A 21603-nucleotide genomic window follows, 5' to 3' on the forward strand; every position below is an offset into this window, starting at 1 on the left:
GCATTCCGTTTTTTATTAACGAGAGGTGGGTTCATGTCTGGAACGCAAACCACATACAACGATAAGGTCGTCCGGCAATTTGCCGTCATGACTGTCATTTGGGGCATCGTCGGCATGCTTGTCGGTGTCATCATTGCTGCTCAGCTGGTTTGGCCTGAGCTTAACTTTGGACCGTGGCTGCACTTTGGCCGTCTGCGTCCTCTGCACACCAACGCGGTTATCTTTGCGTTTGGTGGTTGCGCGCTGTTTGCAACGTCCTATTGGGTGGTGCAGCGCACCTGTCACACCCGTCTGTGGGGTGGTCCGCTGATTCCCTTTACCTTTTGGGGTTGGCAACTGATCATCGTTCTGGCTGCGGTTACGCTGCCCCTGGGGTTCACCAGCGGTAAGGAGTATGCCGAGCTGGAGTGGCCGATTGACATCCTGATCACTTTGGTCTGGGTTTCTTATGCCGTGATCTTCTTCGGCACGATCGCTGTGCGTAAGGTTTCCCACATCTACGTGGCCAACTGGTTCTTCGGTGCTTTCATCATCGCAGTCGCCCTGCTGCACCTCGGTAACAGCGCTGCTCTGCCGGTTACCCTGACCAAGTCCTACTCCGCCTATGCCGGTGTGCAGGACGCCATGATCCAGTGGTGGTACGGTCATAATGCCGTCGGCTTCTTCCTGACTGCCGGCTTCCTGGGCATGATGTACTACTTTGTTCCGAAGCAGGCTGGCCGTCCGGTTTATTCTTACCGTTTGTCGGTTGTCCACTTCTGGGCGCTCATCTTTACCTACATGTGGGCTGGTCCGCACCACCTGCACTACACCGCATTGCCGGATTGGACTCAGTCTGTCGGTATGCTGTTCTCCCTGATTCTGCTGGCTCCGTCTTGGGGTGGCATGATCAACGGTATCATGACCCTGTCGGGTGCATGGCACAAACTGCGTGATGATCCTATCCTGAAGTTCCTGATCACCTCGCTGTCCTTCTACGGTATGTCCACCTTCGAAGGTCCGATGATGTCGATCAAGACCGTCAATGCGCTGTCGCACTACACCGACTGGACTGTTGGTCACGTGCATTCCGGTGCTCTGGGCTGGGTTGCCATGGTTTCGATCGGTTCGATCTACTACCTGTTGCCGCGCCTCTTCGGTAAGTCCGAAATGTATAGCACCAAGCTGGTTACGACTCACTTCTGGATTGCCACGATCGGTACCGTTCTGTACATCGCTTCGATGTGGATCGCCGGTGTGATGCAAGGCCTGATGTGGCGTGCTGTGAATGCCGACGGCACCCTGGCTTACAGCTTCGTTGAGTCCGTCAAGGGTTCCTATCCGTTCTGGGCGATTCGTGTTCTGGGTGGTGCTTTGTTCCTGACCGGTATGCTGATCATGGCTTACAACATGTTCAAGACCATTGCCGGTGGTAGCACCAAGGAAGTGCCGATCATTGCTCCGGCCGGTCATCACGCCTGATTAGGGGGAAAGAATAATGCTCAAGCACGAACAAATTGAAAAGAGCGTACCGCTCCTGATCGTCCTCACGTTGCTGGTGGTCGTCTGGGGTGGTCTGTTGGAAATCGTTCCTCTGTTTTTCCAGAAGTCCACCACGACTCCTGTAGAGGGTACGACGCCGTATGATGCCGTCCGTCTCGCTGGCCGTGATGTTTATATTCGCGAAGGCTGCTACAACTGCCACTCGCAGATGATTCGTCCCTTCCGCGCCGAGACCGAGCGTTATGGCCACTACTCTGTGGCGGGTGAGTATGTCTACGATCACCCGTTCCAGTGGGGTTCCAAGCGTACCGGTCCGGACCTGCATCGCGTTGGTGGCCGCTACTCCGATGAGTGGCAGCGTGCTCACTTGATCAATCCGCGTGACGTCGTTCCCGAGTCCAACATGCCGGCTTTCCCGTGGCTTGCCACGACCAAGGCGAAGGACACTGTTGGTGCCGACATCGAGAAGAAGATGGAAGTGATGCGTACCTATGCCAAGGTTCGCGGTATTCCGACCTATTCCGATGAGGAAATCAAGGGTGCGAAGGCTGCCATCGGTGACAAGACCGAAATGGACGTTCTGATTGCTTATCTGCAAGGCCTTGGTCTTGCACTGAAGAACGTCAAGTAATAGCCATGGACATCAACGATCTCCGTTCCCTCATTACGGTTGCCGGGTTGCTTTGCTTCCTTGCAATTGTGGGATGGGCGTACGGCAAGAGCAGCAAGAAGAGGTTTGAAGAAGCCGCTAATCTGCCGTTCTCCGGAGATGATGATCAGGGTGCGCCGTCCAGTACGACGCACCCGCGCTGAAAAAAGGAAAGCAAATGAGCGATTTCGTTAGCGATTTTTGGAACCTGTACGTAATCGTGATCGTATTGGGCAGTATTCTGGCCTGTGCGGTTCTACTGATTGTTCAGGGCAAGGCGACTTTCACGCCGGGCAAGACCATGGGTCATGTCTGGGATGAAACTCTTGAGGAATACAACAACCCGATGCCGAAGTGGTGGAGCTGGCTGTTCGTCATCACCGTTGTCTTCGCGCTGGTTTACCTGGCTCTGTATCCGGGTCTGGGTAATTTCAAGGGTATGCTGGGCTGGACTTCGGCTGGTCAACACAAGGCAGAAGTCGACAAGATGGATGCCACAGTCAAGCCGATGTTCGATAAGTACATGGCTATGGATCTGAAGGCCGTCGCCGCCGACAAGCAAGCCATGGAAATGGGTAAGCGTCTGTACCTGACCTACTGTATGCAGTGCCACGGCGCTGATGCACGCGGTGCCAAGGGCTTCCCGAACCTGACCGACAGCGATTGGCTGTATGGTGGCGAGCCGGAGCAGATCAAGGAAACGATCGCCAACGGCCGTATGGGTATGATGCCTGCACATGCTCACCTCGGTGCCGACAGCATCAAGGACTTGGCGAACTATGTTCGTTCCCTGTCCGGGTTGCCGAACGACTCCGTGCGTGCCGCCAAGGGCAAGGAAGCCTTCACCAGTGCTGGTTGCGTCGGTTGCCACGGTCCTGAAGCCAAGGGTATGGCAGCGATTGGTGCCCCGAACCTGACCGACAAGGTCTGGTTGTATGGCTCTTCCGAAGCCACCATCGTCGAAACCATCACCAACGGTCGTCAGAACAAGATGCCGGCCTGGAAGGAATTCCTGGGCGATGCCAAGGTACACCTGTTGTCCGCCTACGTGCTCAGCGTGAGCCAGGGCGCCAAGTAATTGGCATGAAGACGGGGCGGCTTAGCCGTCCCGTTTTTCTCTTTGAGTATCACCAAATTCTGATTTGTATCAAAATTGCGTTGCTGCTAAGGCACAACAATGCTGCGTCAGCGTAATTTCGATACCGATAAGGCAGCTATGGAACAGAACGACCTCCCGCAGCAAGATCTGAAACCTGCCGGACAGGCCCAGCAGGTTTCTTTCTACGAGAAGCACAAGAAGATCTACATCAAGGAAGTCAAGGGATGGTGGGCGACTTGGCGTTGGGTGCTGGTTTGGTTCACCCAAATTCTTTTCTACGGAGCTCCTTGGCTGGAGTGGAACGGTCGTCAGGCAGTTCTGTTCCACTTAGTTGAGCGCAAGTTCTATCTGTTTGGGCTGGTGCTGTGGCCGCAGGACGTGTTTTATCTGGCCTTGCTGCTGATTATTTCCGCTTATGCCCTATTTCTGTTTACGGCAATCGCGGGCCGTTTGTTCTGCGGCTACGCCTGTCCCCAGACCGTCTACACTGAAATATTCATGTGGGTGGAGAACAAGATTGAGGGGGATCGTTCTGCCCGAATGAAATTGGACAAGGGCCCGCTGTCGGCGCGGAAGCTCCGCCTTAAAGCGACCAAGCATCTGATTTGGTTGGCGATTTCCATATGGACCGGTTTCACTCTGGTCGGGTATTTCACCCCGGTCAGCGAGTTGCTCGCGGCGTTGCCCTTCAATCTTTCCGGCTGGGAGCTGTTCTGGACTTTCTTTTATGGTGGCTTCTGCTATATGCAGGCTGGCTTTCTGCGCGAACAGGTCTGCAAGTACATGTGCCCATATGCCCGCTTCCAAGGGGTGATGTTTGACCCGGATACGCTCGTAATTACGTATGATCCGGAGCGTGGCGAGCCGCGTGGGGCCCGTAAGAAAGGTGCTGATGCGAGTGCGCTGGGGGATTGTGTCGATTGTGGTTTGTGCGTCGCCGTTTGTCCGACCGGGATAGATATTCGCAAAGGCATCCAATACGAGTGCATCGGCTGCGGAGCTTGTATCGACGCTTGTGATCCGGTGATGGACAAATTGGGTAAGCCGCATGGCCTGATCCGCTACACCACTGAAAATGCTTTGGCTCAGCACTTCGGGCCCAAAGAAGTGGTCGGGCACATCGTACGCCCCCGTATCCTTCTCTATACGGTAATTCTGCTTGGCATAATCGTCGCCGCCGCCTGGTCCTTGGCGACCCGGGTCCCACTGAAGGTTGATGTTATTCGCGATCGATCCGTTTTGGCGCGAGAGGCTGACGATGGTCGTATCGAGAATATATACAACCTAAAAATCATGAATACCACGGAGTCCCCAAAGCGATACGCACTGACGGTATCAGGTTTGGTGGGGGCGGAAATTGTTGGTGAACAGATCGTTGAAGTCGCCAGTGCTGAAAACCACGAGGTGACGATTGTCGTCCGTGTGCCGCCGGAATCGGGGAAGACGGGCGCTAACACCATTTATTTTGATATCAAGGCCCTGAACCATGACGCGATCAAGGTTCATGAGAAGGCCTCTTTCTTGATGCCCTGACATGAGTACGACGATGACCCTACGTAGTGATACTGCGCCTTGGTATAAGCAGCGCTGGCCTTGGATCTTGATGGCTGGACCGGCGATTGTCATTGTGGCCGGATTCGTCACGTTCTGGTTGGCGTTTACCAGTAACGACGGTTTGGTGACCGACGACTATTACAAACAAGGGTTAGCAGTAAATCAGCAATTGAAACGCGATCATGCGGCGAGTGATCTTGGTCTGCATGCTGATCTCATGCGCGCTGAAGCGAATCTTAGGTTGCTGATCGGGGCCGACGCCGCAGCAAAACTGCCTGAGGAAATTACCCTGAAATTGGCGCATCCGACACGCTCGGGTCTCGATCAAGCGGTGAAAATGGTTTCTGAGGGGCAAGGCTTTTATAGCGGTAAGTTGGCCGAAAATATTGAAGGACGTTGGCTAATCACTTTGGAAGATCCGGCGGGACAATGGCGTCTTCATGGTGAATGGCTGGCTGATTCGATGGAGCCGCTACGTCTGACGGCAAAGGCGGCTAAGTAGTTGTTTTTCTTGTTACTGGGAGGTGACACTTATGGCATGGGAACTGTTGTTTACGAGTGATATCGGCTTGATGAGTCTGGTCGTCATCGTTGGTGTCTTGGTTATTGGTGGAGTAATGGCCAAGATGTACAGCAATAAGATGGACGAGGATGCCAGCAAGGCCGGCAAGTAATCATTAGCTTGCAAAGAAACTTTGAAAAGCCCCTGCACGCGCTGCGTAGCAGGGGCTTTTCCTTTTTGCGCCAGGAGCAGGGCTTATGGCTTATGCGCGGCGTGGCCATTTCACTAATGATTCATTTCGCTCTCTTTTTCCCAATGGAGAAGCTACTCACGGATTTCCGCCTGTCGGCAGGAGCAGGGAGTGGTCGCATTAACGCCAGCCTGTTGAGGCAGCAAGGCCCTGTGGCGGCGGCGACGAACTCATCTGCTGATGGATCGCGTAGCGTTTCGTCGGTTCCGAATGAGCAATGGATGACCCCAGGGGATGAGAGCTTGCCAAGGGTTTTTGGCAAAAAAGAGCAGTACACCGCAGCAGTCAAAAATTCCAGCCGCGATGTTTATGTCGAGTCGCTGCCCTCTGTTTTGGCGATGCTTGACGAAGTAGAGGTCGGGGCCTATCGCATCTCCGTTGCCCGAGCGTTGCGGCGGCGTGCGAGTCTAGGGCCGCTATCCGCCAAACAGGACATCCCGCATGAGTTGGTACTGGAACTGCGTTTCATCAAGCCGATGTCTCCACCGGCGGTTTCGATTCTTAAGTCATCAGGTGACCGGGGGCTGGATCGTGAATTGGTGGAAGCCGTAAGTGAAGCTACTTCGGGGTTGCCGCCGCCGGCGGATAGGAAAAGCCTGCCCTATAGACTGGAGTTACCCTTTTGGATTGGGCCGGAGCAGCGTTGAATCCGAATCAAAGCGGCCCAAGCGAAGCCTCGTGAAAACCAAACGAGTTTTTGTTTCGGTCGGAGAGGTAGTTCTCCAGGCACATGGTCACGCTGCGAAAAGCAAGTTCTTCCCACGGGATCTCTCCGGGGAGAAACAGATCGACCTCTAGGCTTTCTTCTCCAGCGAAGTACTCCGGTTTGACCATCCTGCCCCGGTAAAACAAGTGAACCTGATTGATATGGGCAATGCTGAGCATGGCAAATGGGGCGTCAATCTCGACGATGGCACCAGCTTCTTCATGCGTTTCGCGGCGTGCGGCTTCGGCAGTTGTCTCCCCGTTCTCCATGAAACCGGCAGGCAAGGTCCAGAATCCAAACCGTGGTTCTATGGCACGTCGGCATAAGAGAATTTTTCCATCCCATTCCACCACGCAGCCCACAATCAGGTGCGGGTTTTGGTAGTGAATATGTCCACAGCTGTCGCAAATATGCCTGGGTAGTGTGTCTCCGTTCGGGATACGGAAGCTAACTTTGGTACCGCAGCGGGTACAGAATTGGATAACGGATGACATCGGGAAATTCTCGGTAAGACCGTAGCAGTATCCCAAAATGCCCACCGCCACGGCAACTCCGCAATAGGTTCTTGTTTACACGACACCAAGCCATGTGGCTACAATAACGATCATCCTAGAAGAAGCGCGTCCACACCGGGCGTTGCCGGTGGCAAAGGGGGCTATGCATGTTTTTGATTGTCGGTTACGTCATCGTTCTGGCGGCATCGCTAGGAACGTACGCGATCCACGGCAGCTTGTTGGCATTATGGGTGCCAACCGAATATGTCGCTATCGTTGGCCTGTTGATCGGTTATTTTGTCGCCGCCAACAATATCAAGGTGATTAAGGCCACGGTTGGCGCTGTCCCGGGCATCCTGAAAGGCTCAAAATTTAACAAGGCTTTCTATGTCGATGCTTTGGCCTTGATGTTTGAAATTCTCTCCAAGGTCCGTAAAGAAGGTCTGATGTCCATTGAGGGCGACATCGAAAATCCGGAGGGGAGCCCGATATTCAGCAAGTATCCGAATATCGTCCACGACCACCATATCATTGAGTTCATGACTGACTATCTGCGCATGATGGTGGGCGGCAATTTGAACACGGTGGAAATTGAAGGCTTGATGGATGTCGAGTTGGAAACCCATCACCACGAGGCTGCTGAACCGGCTCATGTCATGGGTAACGTTGCGGGTGCGGTGCCGGCCTTCGGTATCGTCGTAGCGGTGATGGGCGTGGTTAACGTTATGGGATCGGTGGGTAGCCCTCCTGCCGTTCTTGGCAAGATGATCGGTGGTGCGCTGGTCGGTACCTTCCTAGGTATTCTGATTTCTTATGGTTTTGTCGAGCCAATTGCGAAACTGCTGGAGCAGAAAGCGGCCGAGGAGGGAACGATTTACAAGTGCATCAAGATGGTTCTCCTTGCTTCGATGTCCGGCTATGCCCCACAGGTGGCCATCGAGTTCGGTCGCAAGACCTTGGGGGGGCATGAGCGCCCAAGCTTCCGCGAACTGGAAGAAGAACTTAAGGCTCGCAAGGGCAAGTAAGCCGTTAATTTCCTTCGAGCTAATGAATGAGTGATGATTCCACCCGCCCTATAGTTATCAAGCGCAAGAAGGTGGTCGCCGGTGGCGGCCATGGTGGCGCTTGGAAAATCGCCTACGCCGACTTCGTGACGGCGATGATGGCCTTCTTCCTGTTGATGTGGCTCCTCGGGTCTACCGCAAAAGGCGACTTGCAGGGCATCGCCGATTTTTTTCAGAATCCGCTCAAGATCGCTCAACAAGGTGGCGCCGGTTCGGGTGATGCAACGAGTATTTTGCAGGGCGGCGGCAAGGATCTGACCCGTCAGGCCGGCCAAGTCAAGCAAGGGGATGTCGATCGCAAGAGCACTTCGTTCTCCAAGGAGGCTCAGGCGGAGTTTCGTCGGAAGGAACAGGAGCGCTTGGAGGTTCTTAAGGCGGAAATCGAGAAAATGATCGAGCAGACGCCGCAGCTGGCGCAATTCAAGAAGCAGATGTTGCTCGACATTACGACCGAGGGCCTGCGCATACAGATTGTCGACGAGCAGAATCGACCGATGTTTGACTCCAGTAGTGCCGACCTAAAGCCATATACGCGGGATATCCTCAGGCAGATCGGCAAGGTGCTGAACGGAGTCAATAACCGTATCAGTCTGGCTGGTCACACCGATGCTGCGCAGTTTGCCGGTGGCGAGAAAGGTTTTTCCAACTGGGAGCTCTCGGCTAACCGAGCAAATGCTTCCCGTCGGGAATTGATTGCCGGTGGTATGGATGACAGCAAAGTCATTCGAGTGGTTGGGCTTGCGCAAACTGTATTATTTGATAAAAATGACCCCCTTAGTTCTGCGAATCGTAGAATTAGTATTGTTGTGTTAAACAAGAGAACTGAAATGGCCATCATGCAGGAGGAAGGGCCGGAGTCAGAAGTGGGGGCAGAAGATACAGTGTCCGATAAGCTGAATTTGCCTGCTAAGGGTTCGGCGGGTTAGCCAGTTGGCTCGAGATGAGGGATGACGGGAAACTTGAAACCATTATTGATCGGTGGGGCGTGTACCGCGTTGGTGTTGCCAGTCCTGCTGCTGGTGGATGCCTCTGCGCGCTCGGGTAGCGTAGTTTTCGCGTTTCTCTTGATTACCGGCGGATGGATTGTCGCCCTGTCTTTTTTCTCGGGAGATCGGAAGGCTGGCGACGCAACACCACAACTACTTGGTGGCGTGGATCGTGACGTAGCCGAGCATGCGAGTGAGGCGATCGTTCGAATTTCCACGGAATTCGGGGAACAGATTAATGCGATGCAGGACGAAGTTGCACGCACGCGCGCAATTTTCTCCGATGCAATCGAAAAGTTGGTTTCCAGCTTCAACGAAATGAATGAGCAGATTCGCCGCCAGCAGCAACTCGGCTTGTTGGTCGTTGCGGGGAGCGAAGGTGGCGGGGTCTCGGAATTTGAAGAGTTCGCGACAAAAACCTCAGAGACCTTGCGGCAGTTTGTCGACAGTGTTGTCGAAAACTCTCGATTGGCGATGGTTCTGGTCGAGATGACCGATCGGATTCGTACTCAGGTATCGCAAATAAACGGCATGCTTGGTGAGATCGAAGGGATTTCCAAGCAAACGAATCTGCTGGCGCTAAATGCGGCCATTGAGGCTGCGCGAGCAGGGGAGGCCGGGCGGGGATTTGCAGTGGTCGCTGATGAGGTGCGCGACTTGTCGGGGCGAACCAATCATTTCAGCTTACAGATACGCAGTTCCTTGGCGACCATGCAGCAACTGGTCGGAGAGACAGAAGCGGCGATTAATCGTATGGCTGCGCAGGATATGACCTTTGCGCTGACCTCGAAGGGGGACGTCGAAGCTGCGATGGCCGGCATAGAAGCGATGAATCGGCGCACAGGGGAGTCGGTTAACGAGCTGAACCAAATTGGCGAGCAGGTCGAGTCTGCAGTGAATCAGGCGATCGTCTCGCTGCAGTTTCAGGATATGGTCACCCAGCTGCTCGGGCATGTCGCGCAGCGTCTCGAGTTGCTTAGTGAGGTGGTCAGCGACGAGCAACAAATGGCCGAGGCTTTGAGAAGTACCGGAAATCCGGCCGATACCTTGCGTACTTTGGCTGAGGTGAGAGAGCACGTCGAGCAGTTGTCTCAAAAATTGGTACCCCTGAAGCAAGGGGTGGAGAGAAACCCAGTCAGCCAGACAGGCTTCGCGAGTGGCGATGTCGAGCTGTTTTGAAAGTACCCGAGGAGAAAATGGCTAAAACCATTCTTGCAGTTGATGATTCCGCATCCATTCGCCAAATGGTTTCTTTTACCCTGAAGAGCGCAGGCTACGAGGTGGTTGAGGCGGTGGACGGGATGGATGGCCTGGAAAAAGCCAAGTCGAAGAGTATCAATCTGGTGCTGACCGATCAGAACATGCCGCGCATGGATGGTCTGACCTTGATCAAGTCATTGCGTGCCATGCCGCAATACGCCAAGACCCCCATCTTGATGCTCACCACGGAGTCCTCCGACGCGATGAAATCGCAAGGTCGGGCTGCCGGTGCGACCGGTTGGCTGGTGAAGCCGTTCGATCCGCAGAAGCTGATTGAAGTGGTGCGCAAAGTCATTGGCTGAGTCACCGTTCCTGGCATAGCCCAGGAAAGGCTCGGCCGATGGCCGAGGTAAGCATCGTCTGGCCGGAGAGAGGGAAGCATGGCTATAGACATGAGTCAGTTCTACCAAGTGTTCTTCGAGGAATCGGCAGAGCATTTGGCGGCGATGGAGTCGCTGCTGCTTGATCTGGATGTGGATAATCCGGATCCCGAGCAACTGAATGCGATTTTTCGCGCAGCTCACTCGATCAAGGGAAGTGCGGGAACCTTCGGGTTCACCGATCTGGCAGAAACGACCCACATCCTGGAAAACCTGTTGGACCGTATCCGGAAGGAGGAACTCGGGCTCCGAGCCGATATGGTGGATGCGTTTCTGCAGTGCGGCGACGTCCTGCGCGATATGCTTGAAGCCCATCAGGGACGGGGCGAGGTCGAGCCTGCGACAGTGGAAGCGATATGTGCCCGTTTGCGGCAACTTTCAGCAAATGGCGGCGGCACTGAGGCTGAGTCAGTATCACTTCCGACTGAAGTTGCGCCAGCTGTAGGGGCATCCAATAGCCCGCGCGTTTTCGATATCCAGTTTGTGCCGACAGAAGTGTCAGCTAAGGGGGATGGGGTCATCGCCTTGCTGGATGAACTGCGTAATTTGGGCCAATTGGAGGTCTTGCAGAAACCCCAGGGTGGAGAACATGAGGTCGGCTACTGGCAGTTACGCTTGGCTACCGAGCTAGGTCAGGATGAGTTCTCCGACCAGATCGACTTCGTCGCTGACAATGGTGCCTGGCGCGTTGCTGAGCAGGCATTGGAGGAGAGCGTCGAGGAGGCATTCGGGTTTTTCGACGCCTCTCCCGGTGCCCCGGCGGATGAAAGCGAGGCATACGGGTTCTTTGAACCTTTGTCAGGGGAAGCTTCTGCCCCTGTAGCGGCTGACAACGAAGCTGATGGTTATGGCTTTTTCGAGCCGCTGCCGCCACCGGTCGATAAGGGGAGTATCGAGACTCCTCACAGCGACGGGGATGGCTATGGTTTCTTTGAGCCGCTTCCGGAGGCGTCGCTGCCCACGGAGGGGGTGTCTGTTGTTCCGGCTGTTGTTGAAGAAGGCGACGGTTTTGGCTTTTTTGTCCCGGTTTCGCCGGCGGCGGAAACCCCTGAGCCGATCGTTGCGGAGACAAACGCCCAAGATAAGTCAGTGCTGCGGTGCACACCCGAAAACAAGGAAAAACCGGCCGAGCCACGCGCCAAAGCAGCCAAGGCTAGTTCCCCTGCTGCAAGCGGCGGAGAGTCCTCAATTCGTGTGAGTGTCGAGAAGGTTGATCAGTTGATCAATCTGGTCGGGGAACTGGTTATTACTCAAGCCATGCTTTTGCAGACCGCGGTTCAAATGGAGGACGCGGCGCCGGAACGGCTGGTCAACGGGTTGGCGCAACTTGAACGGAATACACGTGACCTGCAGGAGTCGGTCATGTCGATTCGCATGTTGCCGATCTCTTTTGTCTTTTCCAGGTTTCCGCGCGTCGTTCGCGATCTTTCCGGTAAATTGGGCAAGCAGGTCGAATTGAAGACCACCGGTGAGACGACCGAACTCGACAAGAGCCTGATAGAACGTATCGCCGACCCGCTGACGCACCTCATACGAAATAGTCTCGATCACGGGATCGAATCTCCGGAGAAGCGTGTCGCGGCGGGGAAGAGCCCCGTCGGAACGATTACCTTGAAGGCCTACCATCAGGGCGGCAATATCGTCATCGAAGTCGGAGACGATGGGGCCGGTTTGCAGCGCAACAAGATCCTCGCCAAGGCGCGGGAACGTGGCCTGCAGGTATCGGACCAAATGAGCGATCAGGAAGTATTCAACCTGATCTTCGAAGCCGGCTTCTCCACTGCTGAGCAGGTGACGGATGTTTCCGGCCGTGGCGTCGGCATGGATGTCGTGCGACGCAATATCCAATCGATGGGTGGGCGCGTTGAAATCGATTCAATGGCAGGTATCGGTACCCGGATGACAGTGCGTCTGCCTCTGACGCTGGCCATTCTCGATGGCATGTCGGTGGCGGTGGCCGAACAGACCTACATCCTGCCGCTTTCCTATGTGGTCGAATCCTTCCAGCCGCAGATGGGGGATATCAAAACCCTATCCAACCTGGCGCGGGTCATTCAGGTTCGAGGCGAGTATCTGCCGGTGGTGGTGCTCCACGAGTTCTTCAATTTGAAGTCGAATTCGGCCGATTACACGCAGGGCATCATGGTGGTGATCGATGCGGACGGGATCAAAGCGGCATTGTTCGTCGATGCGCTACTGGGGCAACACCAGGTGGTCATCAAGAGCCTGGAGGCCAACTACCGAAGAGTGCCGGGTATTTCCGGCGCCACCATCATGGGTGATGGTCACGTTGCGTTGATTCTCGACGTGTCGGCGATTGCCGGCATGGTCAAAACGAGTGTTCAGAAAACAGCTTGAAAGTCGGGAGAAGGAGCGGGAGATGGAAGCGATGATGCCAGCGGGAGCGGTAGCCGAGGAGGCGATGGTCGCCAGCGAGTTCCTGACGTTCACGTTGGGGAGCGAAGAGTATGCGATCGATATCCTGAAGGTTCAGGAAATTCGTGGCTATGAGCAACCGACGCTGATTGCCAATGCTCCGCCGTTCATTAAAGGGGTGATCAACCTCCGGGGGATCATCGTTCCGATCGTCGATCTGCGTATCAAGTTCAACCTGGGAAAGGTCGAATACACGCCATTCACGGTTGTCATCATCCTCAACGTGGCAGGCCGAGTGATCGGCGTCGTCGTCGATAGCGTTTCCGATGTCATTTCCCTCACGCCAGAACAGATACGCCCTTCACCAGACTTCTCCGCTACCTTCGATACGAAATACATCCTTGGTCTGGCTTCCTTGGAGTTGAGGATGTTGATTGTTACCGATATCGAGCGGCTAATGACCAGCGCCGATATGGAACTGATCGACAACGCTTCTTAAGGGGCGGCCATGCTCAACAATATGCGTATTGGTACCCGCCTCCTCTGGCAGGCAGTTGGTATGGGGTTCTGGATTGTGGTTCTGGTAGTGACCGGGCTGCATTTCATGCGTGATATCAACCAAGACACGCGGGCCGTTTTTGAGGACAAAATGGAACCGGCGGTCATCGTGCTTCGTATTCAGGCATTGATGGCGGACAACAGCCTGCAGATTGCCTCCGCTCTGCTGCATGAACCGAGTGGTCGGCAAGCGGCCTTTCACAACCATCCGCTCAGTTTGCATACCGATCAGGTGGTGACGAATCGCGATGCCATCAACGAGCTATGGACGCGCTTCAAGTCCCGTCCCCTGTCGGATGAAGAGGCGCGTTTGGCTGATAACTACGAAAAAGCGCGCATGGTCTATGTCAAGGAAGGCTTGCTTCCTGCGCGGGAGGCTTTGATTGCGGGGGACTTTGCCCGGGCCCTCGAGATCGATGCACAGGTTGTTCGCCCCGCCTACGCCAATGCTCGCACTGCAGCAGATGCCTTGCGTGGTTATTACCTTGAATCCGGCAAAGGCCTTTACGAGGAGGCTCAGAAGACATTCGACACTTCCATGTCGATGATGATTGGCTTGTCAGCCTTTGTCGTTCTGCTCATCACCGGTTTTGCGCTGGTGTTCGCGCGTAGCATTACTCGTCCATTAGCAGGTGCAGTCGCCTTGGCCGATTCGGTGGCCAACGGCCATCTTGACCATAAGATACAAATAGTCGGCAAGGATGAGGTCGCTAATCTGTTGAAATCGCTCGACCAGATGCAATCCGAATTGAAAGAGCGCATCGAGGGCGAGCGTCTCTCGGCGAACGAGACTCTGCGGATCAAAACGGCGCTCGATGTTTCTTCGAACAGTGTCATGGTGGCTGATACTGACGGCAAGATCATCTACTGCAATGCTGCGGTTCTGAAGATGATGGGCGAGGCCGAAAGCGACATACGCAAACAACTCCCGAACTTCCGGGCCGACGCAATCGTGGGGTCGAACTTCGATATCTATCATCGCAAGCCGACTCACCAGCGCAATATGCTCGCTGCGCTCAATTCCACCCACCGGACAGAGATGACAATTGGCGGGCGCTATTTCGCACTCGCTGCTTGTCCAATTTCGAATCAGCAGGGAGAACGATTAGGGACGGTCGTTGAATGGCGGGATCGTACTGCAGAGGTTCTTATCGAGCGGGAAGTATCCACCATCATTGACGCGGCAGTTGCCGGCGACTTCAGCAAGCGTCTCGATGCAACCAAGATGAATGGTTTCTTCAGGCAGATATCCGAGGGAATCAACAACCTGCTTGAAGCCAACACCCGCGCTTTGAGCGATGTGGCTGCCATGCTTTCCCGATTGTCTCAAGGTGATTTGCGGCAGAGGATAGACGCCGATTACCACGGCATGTTGGGCAAATTGAAGGACGATGCCAACGCCACGGTGGACAATCTTCAGCAGATCGTTTTGTCGATCAAGGAAGCGACGGATGCGATCAATACGGCGGCGAAGGAGATAGCGTCGGGGAACCAGGATTTGTCGAGTCGTACGGAAGAGCAGGCAAGCAGTCTGGAAGAGACGGCATCGAGCATGGAGCAACTGACGAGTACGGTGAAGCAGAACGCGGACAACGCGAAGCAGGCGAACGAGTTGGCGGGTAATGCCCAATTGGTGGCGGTGAAGGGTGGAGAAGTTGTGGGGCAAGTGGTCGATACCATGAGCGCGATCCACCAGTCGAGCAGCAAGATTGCCGACATTATTGGCGTTATTGACGGCATTGCCTTCCAGACGAACATACTGGCGCTCAATGCGGCGGTGGAAGCAGCGCGGGCAGGCGAACAAGGGCGAGGGTTTGCCGTGGTCGCGACCGAAGTGCGCAACCTGGCGCAACGCAGTGCGGCTGCGGCGAAGGAAATCAAGGGCTTGATATCCGACTCGGTGGAAAAAGTAGAAGCCGGGAACAAGCTGGTAGACCAAGCTGGCCGTACGATGGAAGAAGTGGTGTCATCGATCAAGCGTGTAGCGAAGATCATGTCCGACATTTCGGATGCTAGCCGAGAACAGAGCTCTGGCATTGAGCAAGTCAGCCTGGCGGTCAGCCAGATGGATGAAGTCACGCAACAGAATGCGGCCTTGGTCGAGGAGGCGGCTGCGGCGGCAGAAAGTCTGGAAGAACAGGCAAATAACCTGAGTCGTGCCGTTTCGGTATTCGCCTTGTCGCGTTCCCGGCCTTCTGTCGGGGCTGGGGCTCAGCGACAGACAGTGGCTGCCAATGAAGTTGAAAAGTCACAGCATTACGCTGAGTTGCCGCACAAGGAACCGATTCGCCTGAAGACCTCTCAGGAGGTGCCCAAGAAAGTTCATCGTGATCAGAATGACGATGAATGGGAAGAGTTTTAATCATCTGAATTTTAGAAATAAACGCTAGGGCTGCAGAGGGGGCATTATGAGAAAGAATCTACCCGTGGTTGATCGTGAGATCGTCGTTCGCGATGACCAGATGATCGTCTCGAAAACAAACTTGAAGGGGCAAATCACCTACGTAAACCGTGATTTTCTCGAGATTAGCGGTTTCAGCGAACAGGAACTGATCGGTGAACCGCACAATATTCTCCGCCACCCCGATATGCCCGCAGCAGCGTTTAAAGACTTGTGGGATACCGTGCAGAAAGGCCGTCCTTGGCGAGGAATGGTCAAAAACCGTTGCAAGAATGGCGAGTTCTATTGGGTGGAAGCTACCGTCACTCCCTTGCGTGAGGCGGGCGCTGTCGTGGGCTACATGTCGGTACGTAGAAAGCCAACAAAGGAACAGATAGACGCTGCGACTGCTTTGTATCGTGATTTGAATAATGGGCGAGCGAGTCTCGACAAGAAAATCGGTGTATTCGAGCGTTTGAAGATTGGCCAGAAGGTCACTCTTGTGGCTTCGTTGGTCATCGCCTTGGTCCTTGGCATGGCAGCTGTCGTCATCGGTGTACGTACGCAGAATGTGCTCGAAGGGGCTGCGGTACATGATGTCACCGAGAAGATGAAAATGGTCCGCAACCTGCTCGAAAGCACGGCGGAGCAGTCCGGGCAAGAGGCGAAACGCTTGAACTCGATGTTTGCGGCCCAGTTCTCAGAGCCCTTCTCCCTGGATGCCAACGCAGGCAATACGCCGCTACTGAAAAATGGAGCCCGCGTTCTAAATGCGCAGTCCGCGGAAGTGGATCGCTTTACTGCGGCGACATCGGCGGTTGCGACATTGTTTGTCAAATCTGGTGACGATTACTACCGTGTATCCACTTCCGTTAAAAAGGAGGATGGCAGCCGTGCCGTCGGGACTGCACTCGATCGCAGACACCCTGCATACGCAAAATTAAAGGCTGGCGAGTCTTTCGTTGGCAAAGCGATCCTGTTTGGCAAGGACTATTACACCTCCTATCAGCCGATCAAGGATGCATCGGGCAACGTCATAGGTGCATCCTTTGTCGGCTTTGACTTCACTGGCCAGATGGCCAAGCTCAAAGATCGCATCAAGGCCATCAAGGTTGGTGAAACTGGCTATGTGTTCGTCCTGGATATGTCTGAGGGAGAGGCTCTAGGCCGTTTGTTGGTCCATCCTACCAAGGAGGGGCAGAGCATCCTGAACCAAAAGGACGAAAGTGGTCGTGAATTTATCAAAGACTTTATTGCTGCCAAGGGCGGGGTGACACGCTATCCGTGGCGAAATGAGGAGTTGGGTGAAACCACGGCCAGAGAAAAAATTGTGGTTGGAGAACCCTTCCAGGAGTGGGGGTGGTTGGCTGCGGGGAGCACTTATGTCGATGAGTTGAAGAGAGATGCGGTGACGATCTCCATGACGGTGGTCGGAGCCATCGTGATCGCATTGCTTGTCATGGCTGCTGTCCTTTTCTGGCAGATTCGCCGCATGGTGTCGGATCCAATCCATACGGTGAACGATGTTCTCGATCGGGTTGCCCAGGGAGAGTACGGTGCCAAGTGCGACATCTCGCTGGATCGGCCGGATGAGGTTGGCCATCTGGTTCGTACGTTGACGACCATGCAGACCCGAATGGGATTTGAGGTTGCCGAAACAAAGCGGGTCGCAGAAGAAAGTCTCCGTCTGAAGATCGGTTTGGACAATGTCGCAACCAACGTCATGCTGGCCAATTCGCAGCTAGAAATCATCTACATGAATCATTCGTTGATGAAGATGTTCGAAGTTGCCGAGTCCGCAATCAAGACGGCATTGCCAAATTTTGATCGGCATAAACTGATCGGTGCAAATATTGATGTATTCCACAAGAATCCCGCGCACCAGAGAGGGATGTTGTCACGCCTTTCAGGGGCGCATAGTGCCGAGATCGTTCTGGGAGATCGCACCTTCTCGCTAACCGTTACGCCGGTGATTGATGAGCACGGTACTCGTTTGGGTTATGCCGTCGAGTGGCGTGACCGTACGGGTGAGGTTCTCATTGAGCGGCAAGTTGCGGCAGTGATTGCCGAAGCTAGTCGCGGAAATCTTGAGGCGCGCTTAGATACATCGAGCCTCAACGGCTTTTTCTTGGCGCTCGGCAACGGCATTAACGACCTGTTGAGCAGCAATAACAAGGTGCTTACCGATCTTGGGGCGACTTTCCATCGTTTGGCAGAAGGTGATCTGACGATCAAGATGGAACAGGGCTATGTTGGCGCCTTGGCTGAAGCCGTGGATAACGCCAACCGTACCATTGATTCGATGCGCGAAATCGTTGGCTCCATTAAGGAAGCGACGGATGCGATCAATACGGCGGCGAAGGAGATAGCGTCGGGGAACCAGGATTTGTCGAGTCGTACGGAAGAGCAGGCAAGCAGTCTGGAAGAGACGGCATCGAGCATGGAGCAACTGACGAGTACGGTGAAGCAGAACGCGGACAACGCGAAGCAGGCGAACGAGTTGGCGGGTAATGCCCAATTGGTGGCGGTGAAGGGTGGAGAAGTTGTGGGGCAAGTGGTCGATACCATGAGCGCGATCCACCAGTCGAGCAGCAAGATTGCCGACATTATTGGCGTTATTGACGGCATTGCCTTCCAGACGAACATACTGGCGCTCAATGCGGCGGTGGAAGCAGCGCGGGCAGGCGAACAAGGGCGAGGGTTTGCCGTGGTCGCGACCGAAGTGCGCAACCTGGCGCAACGCAGTGCGGCTGCGGCGAAGGAAATCAAGGGCTTGATATCCGACTCGGTGGAAAAAGTAGAAGCCGGGAACAAGCTGGTAGACCAAGCTGGCCGTACGATGGAAGAAGTGGTGTCATCGATCAAGCGTGTAGCGAAGATCATGTCCGACATTTCGGATGCTAGCCGAGAACAGAGCTCTGGCATTGAGCAAGTCAGCCTGGCGGTCAGCCAGATGGATGAAGTCACGCAACAGAATGCGGCCTTGGTCGAGGAGGCGGCTGCGGCGGCAGAAAGTCTGGAAGAACAGGCAAATAACTTGGCTAATGCGGTTTCAGTATTCAAAGTTGGAGGAGAGCTGGCCTTGGCTGGAAGCGCAGTAAAGAGGGGGGCTGGGCTTGATACCTCCGGACGTAACCAGTTGGGCCGCAAAAGCGCTCAACTACTTCCTGCAGCGAGCTTGGATGATGAGTGGGAGGAGTTCTAAACATGGTGGATATACAACGTAAAACTCCGCTTGCAACAACTCGCTTAAGCACCTCGCTCCCGCAGGTTGCGCGCACATCAGCGGATCGCGAGTTTTCGTTCTCTGCGACCGATTTCGAGCGAGTCCGCAAACTGATATATCAGCGTGCGGGAATCTCGCTATCCCCTGTTAAGCAGGACATGGTCTACTCGCGTTTGGCGAGAAGGTTGCGAGCTACAGGCAAGCAGTCCTTTGCAGAATATCTTGATGCTCTGGAGAAACAGGGGGGTGAAGAATGGGAGCGCTTCGTTAACTCGCTGACAACAAATTTGACCTCTTTTTTCCGCGAGCCGCATCATTTTCCAATTTTTGCGGAGCACTTGCGTAAGCTTGGTTCGCGTCGTCCAATCAAGGTATGGTGCTCTGCTGCTTCAACAGGTGAAGAGCCTTATTCTATTGCTATTACGGTGGCTGAGACTTTTGGAATCGATACCTCTAACGTTTCGATTGTCGCCTCTGATTTAGATACTAATGTCTTGGCTACCGCGCAAAAGGGTGTGTATCCAATCGAGCGAGTAGAAAAGCTTTCGCCAGATCGGTTGCGTCGTTTTTTTCTCAAGGGTACTGGCGCACAAGAGGGGTATGTATCAGTTCGTCCAGAATTGAAGCGAATGATCGAGTTTCGTCAGATTAATTTGCTGGATCAGTCCTACCCATTAAAAGGCCCGATAGATGTGATTTTTTGTCGAAATGTGATGATCTATTTCGACAAACCAACGCAATACAAAATCCTCTCGCGCTTCGCGCCGATCATGCAGACTGACGGCCTCATGTTCGCCGGGCATTCAGAAAGCTTCTTGCATGCGGCAGACCTGTTTAAGTCTCTGGGTAAAACGGTTTATGCACTCGCCTCAGCAAAATAACTAAGGAATACCGTGCCCCACGCCTACGATGAAAATCTAGCAACCAACCGTTATTACGACCGGCATTTTGGCTTGGATGCGGCGAAAATATTGCCGGGCGAATACTATGTTTCCGAGGAGGGGACCTTGCTGGTGACCGTCCTCGGTTCGTGTGTGGCGGCGTGCATTCGAGATGCAGAGGCGGGCATCGGTGGCATGAATCATTTCATGCTCCCAGATGACGGTGGGAGGGATACCATTGGCAATTCGGCACGCTATGGAACTTATGCCATGGAAGTACTGATTAATCACCTGCTAAAAATGGGGGCGCGTCGTAATCGTCTAGAGGCAAAAGTTTTTGGTGGTGGTGCTGTTTTAGCCAGCTTGGCGAGCAGTAACGTTGGTGAGCGTAATGCCGAGTTTGTTTTGAATTTTCTAAAAACAGAGAAAATTCCTGTCGTCGCCAAGGACTTGCTGGATTCTTATCCGCGTAAGGTCTATTTTTTTTCCAATAGCGGACGTGTGCTTGTGAAAAAATTGCATCGTGTTCACAACGAAACCCTATTCAACAGAGAGCGCGACTACAAGGCGCGTTTGGCGGACACGCCAATGGCTGGGGATGTTGAGTTGTTTGTATGAAAACTTTTATTGAACCATTTACTGCGATTTTGTAATGCCAACAAAAGTACGTGTCCTTATTGTTGACGATTCCGCCGTTATGCGTGGCGTTCTAGCCGAGATGATTAATTCGGCGGAGGACATGGAGGTGGTGGGCGCGGCTCCTGATGCACATACAGCCAGAGAAATGATCAAGGCACTCAATCCTGATGTTTTGACCTTGGATGTACAGATGCCCAAAATGAACGGGCTTGAGTTTCTCGACCGTTTGATGCGTCTCCGTCCGATGCCTGTGGTAATGGTTTCGTCATTCACGGAGGCTGGGTCGGAAACGACTTTGAAGGCTCTGGAATTGGGGGCCGTCGACTTTATCGGCAAACCGCGTGCCGAACACTCGGGAAGTATGGAGCTGTACGCGGAGGAATTACTCGACAAGCTGCGGGCGGCCAAATCCGCCAGATTGAGGCGTCAGAACGTGCATCGAACTTCGTCAGCCACTACATCTCTTCCTGCCAACTCCGTGCAAAGCACTTCCGCGTACGCTAAAACTGGAAATCCCGGGGGGAAGATTATTTTTGTAGGTGCCTCAACCGGAGGTACAGAAGCTATCAAAGAGTTTCTGATGGGAATCCCGGCAAATTGCCCCCCAATATTGATAGTTCAACACATGCCGGAGTCTTTTACTGCTTCATTTGCCCGACGCCTTGATGGCTTGTGTGCACCGAGGGTTCTGGAGTCGCAGGGCAACGAAAAATTGGAGTTTGGAACTGTATATATCGCCCCCGGGCACTCGCATTTGCAGGTGAAACGCGTCGGGAGCGGGTATGTTACCGAGTTGCTCTCTACTCCGCCGGTGAATCGGCATCGGCCGGCTGTGGATGTACTTTTTGATTCTGCGGCAAATCAGGTGGGAAGATCGGCTATCGGCGTTATCCTTACCGGTATGGGGAAGGATGGTGCGCAAGGGCTGCTTCGTATGCGCCAGGCCGGGGCCAAAACGTTTGGCCAGGACGAAGCGAGTTGCGTAGTCTATGGAATGCCGCGAGAGGCATTCCTGATTGGCGCAGTTGCCGAGCAATGCTCGCTTGACGAGATGGCAAAGCGCGTATTGACCGCGTTGGGTAGCTAGCAGAAAGGCTTGTTAGCAATTACTAAAGTA

The 21603-nt window shown here is 54.2% G+C and carries 20 protein-coding genes; 19 read left to right on the forward strand and 1 reads right to left on the reverse strand.

Annotation, left to right across the window (positions count from 1 at the left end; all coding sequences use genetic code 11):
- Positions 1–33 precede the first annotated feature (33 nt).
- From ccoN to WIF35_RS15605, 8 genes are all read left to right on the forward strand, one after another.
- Positions 34–1461: a cytochrome-c oxidase, cbb3-type subunit I gene (ccoN, locus tag WIF35_RS15570; protein WP_412479140.1), complete on the forward strand. Its 1428-nt coding sequence runs from the start codon at positions 34–36 to the stop codon at positions 1459–1461.
- A 16-nt stretch (positions 1462–1477) separates the two neighbouring features.
- A complete protein-coding gene (gene ccoO / locus WIF35_RS15575; RefSeq protein WP_412479141.1) occupies positions 1478–2113 on the forward strand; it encodes a cytochrome-c oxidase, cbb3-type subunit II in 636 nt (211 codons plus the stop codon).
- A 5-nt stretch (positions 2114–2118) separates the two neighbouring features.
- On the forward strand, positions 2119–2295 hold the full coding sequence (locus WIF35_RS15580; protein WP_412479142.1) for a cbb3-type cytochrome oxidase subunit 3: 177 nt from the start codon (positions 2119–2121) through the stop codon (positions 2293–2295).
- Between the two features lie 14 nt (positions 2296–2309).
- Positions 2310–3209, forward strand: a complete 900-nt coding sequence (ccoP, locus tag WIF35_RS15585) for a cytochrome-c oxidase, cbb3-type subunit III (RefSeq protein WP_412479143.1) — start codon at positions 2310–2312, stop codon at positions 3207–3209.
- Positions 3210–3347: 138 nt separating this feature from the next.
- Positions 3348–4763, forward strand: a complete 1416-nt coding sequence (ccoG, locus tag WIF35_RS15590) for a cytochrome c oxidase accessory protein CcoG (protein ID WP_412481253.1) — start codon at positions 3348–3350, stop codon at positions 4761–4763.
- Positions 4764–4776: 13 nt separating this feature from the next.
- On the forward strand, positions 4777–5286 hold the full coding sequence (locus WIF35_RS15595; protein ID WP_412479144.1) for a FixH family protein: 510 nt from the start codon (positions 4777–4779) through the stop codon (positions 5284–5286).
- A gap of 31 nt (positions 5287–5317) precedes the next feature.
- Positions 5318–5458: a DUF3149 domain-containing protein gene (locus tag WIF35_RS15600; protein WP_412479145.1), complete on the forward strand. Its 141-nt coding sequence runs from the start codon at positions 5318–5320 to the stop codon at positions 5456–5458.
- Positions 5459–5466: 8 nt separating this feature from the next.
- Positions 5467–6183, forward strand: coding sequence for a hypothetical protein (locus WIF35_RS15605; protein ID WP_412479146.1), 717 nt, complete (start codon positions 5467–5469; stop codon positions 6181–6183).
- Between the two features lie 7 nt (positions 6184–6190).
- Here WIF35_RS15605 and WIF35_RS15610 read toward each other — a convergent pair whose 3' ends face one another.
- A complete protein-coding gene (locus tag WIF35_RS15610; RefSeq protein WP_412479147.1) occupies positions 6191–6787 on the reverse strand; it encodes an NUDIX hydrolase in 597 nt (198 codons plus the stop codon).
- 116 nt (positions 6788–6903) lie between these two features.
- Between WIF35_RS15610 and motA the strand changes: the two genes are divergently transcribed.
- The 11 genes from motA to WIF35_RS15665 all read left to right on the forward strand — a co-directional run bounded on the left by motA (position 6904) and on the right by WIF35_RS15665 (position 21573).
- The gene (gene motA / locus WIF35_RS15615; protein ID WP_412479148.1) at positions 6904–7761 is read left to right on the forward strand and encodes a flagellar motor stator protein MotA; all 858 of its coding nucleotides are present in this window, start codon (positions 6904–6906) and stop codon (positions 7759–7761) included.
- Between the two features lie 26 nt (positions 7762–7787).
- On the forward strand, positions 7788–8726 hold the full coding sequence (gene motB / locus WIF35_RS15620; RefSeq protein ID WP_412479149.1) for a flagellar motor protein MotB: 939 nt from the start codon (positions 7788–7790) through the stop codon (positions 8724–8726).
- Positions 8727–8747: 21 nt separating this feature from the next.
- Entirely contained in the window at positions 8748–9965 is a 1218-nt protein-coding gene (locus tag WIF35_RS15625) for a methyl-accepting chemotaxis protein (RefSeq protein ID WP_412479150.1), read from the forward strand.
- Between the two features lie 17 nt (positions 9966–9982).
- Complete coding sequence (locus WIF35_RS15630) at positions 9983–10348, forward strand: response regulator (protein ID WP_412479151.1); 366 nt, start codon at positions 9983–9985, stop codon at positions 10346–10348.
- Positions 10349–10438: 90 nt separating this feature from the next.
- Complete coding sequence (gene cheA / locus WIF35_RS15635) at positions 10439–12784, forward strand: chemotaxis protein CheA (protein WP_412479152.1); 2346 nt, start codon at positions 10439–10441, stop codon at positions 12782–12784.
- A 22-nt stretch (positions 12785–12806) separates the two neighbouring features.
- A complete protein-coding gene (locus tag WIF35_RS15640; RefSeq protein ID WP_412479153.1) occupies positions 12807–13301 on the forward strand; it encodes a chemotaxis protein CheW in 495 nt (164 codons plus the stop codon).
- Positions 13302–13310: 9 nt separating this feature from the next.
- Complete coding sequence (locus WIF35_RS15645) at positions 13311–15722, forward strand: methyl-accepting chemotaxis protein (protein WP_412479154.1); 2412 nt, start codon at positions 13311–13313, stop codon at positions 15720–15722.
- A 46-nt stretch (positions 15723–15768) separates the two neighbouring features.
- Positions 15769–18945 (forward strand): Cache 3/Cache 2 fusion domain-containing protein, encoded by a 3177-nt coding sequence (locus WIF35_RS15650; RefSeq protein ID WP_412479155.1) that lies wholly within the window; start codon positions 15769–15771, stop codon positions 18943–18945.
- Positions 18946–18947: 2 nt separating this feature from the next.
- The gene (locus tag WIF35_RS15655; RefSeq protein ID WP_412479156.1) at positions 18948–19847 is read left to right on the forward strand and encodes a CheR family methyltransferase; all 900 of its coding nucleotides are present in this window, start codon (positions 18948–18950) and stop codon (positions 19845–19847) included.
- Positions 19848–19859: 12 nt separating this feature from the next.
- Positions 19860–20465: a chemoreceptor glutamine deamidase CheD gene (cheD, locus tag WIF35_RS15660; RefSeq protein ID WP_412479157.1), complete on the forward strand. Its 606-nt coding sequence runs from the start codon at positions 19860–19862 to the stop codon at positions 20463–20465.
- 34 nt (positions 20466–20499) lie between these two features.
- A complete protein-coding gene (locus tag WIF35_RS15665; RefSeq protein ID WP_412479158.1) occupies positions 20500–21573 on the forward strand; it encodes a protein-glutamate methylesterase/protein-glutamine glutaminase in 1074 nt (357 codons plus the stop codon).
- Positions 21574–21603 lie beyond the last annotated feature (30 nt).

This window comes from Azonexus sp. IMCC34839, from assembly GCF_047047955.1.
GTDB lineage: Bacteria > Pseudomonadota > Gammaproteobacteria > Burkholderiales > Rhodocyclaceae > Azonexus.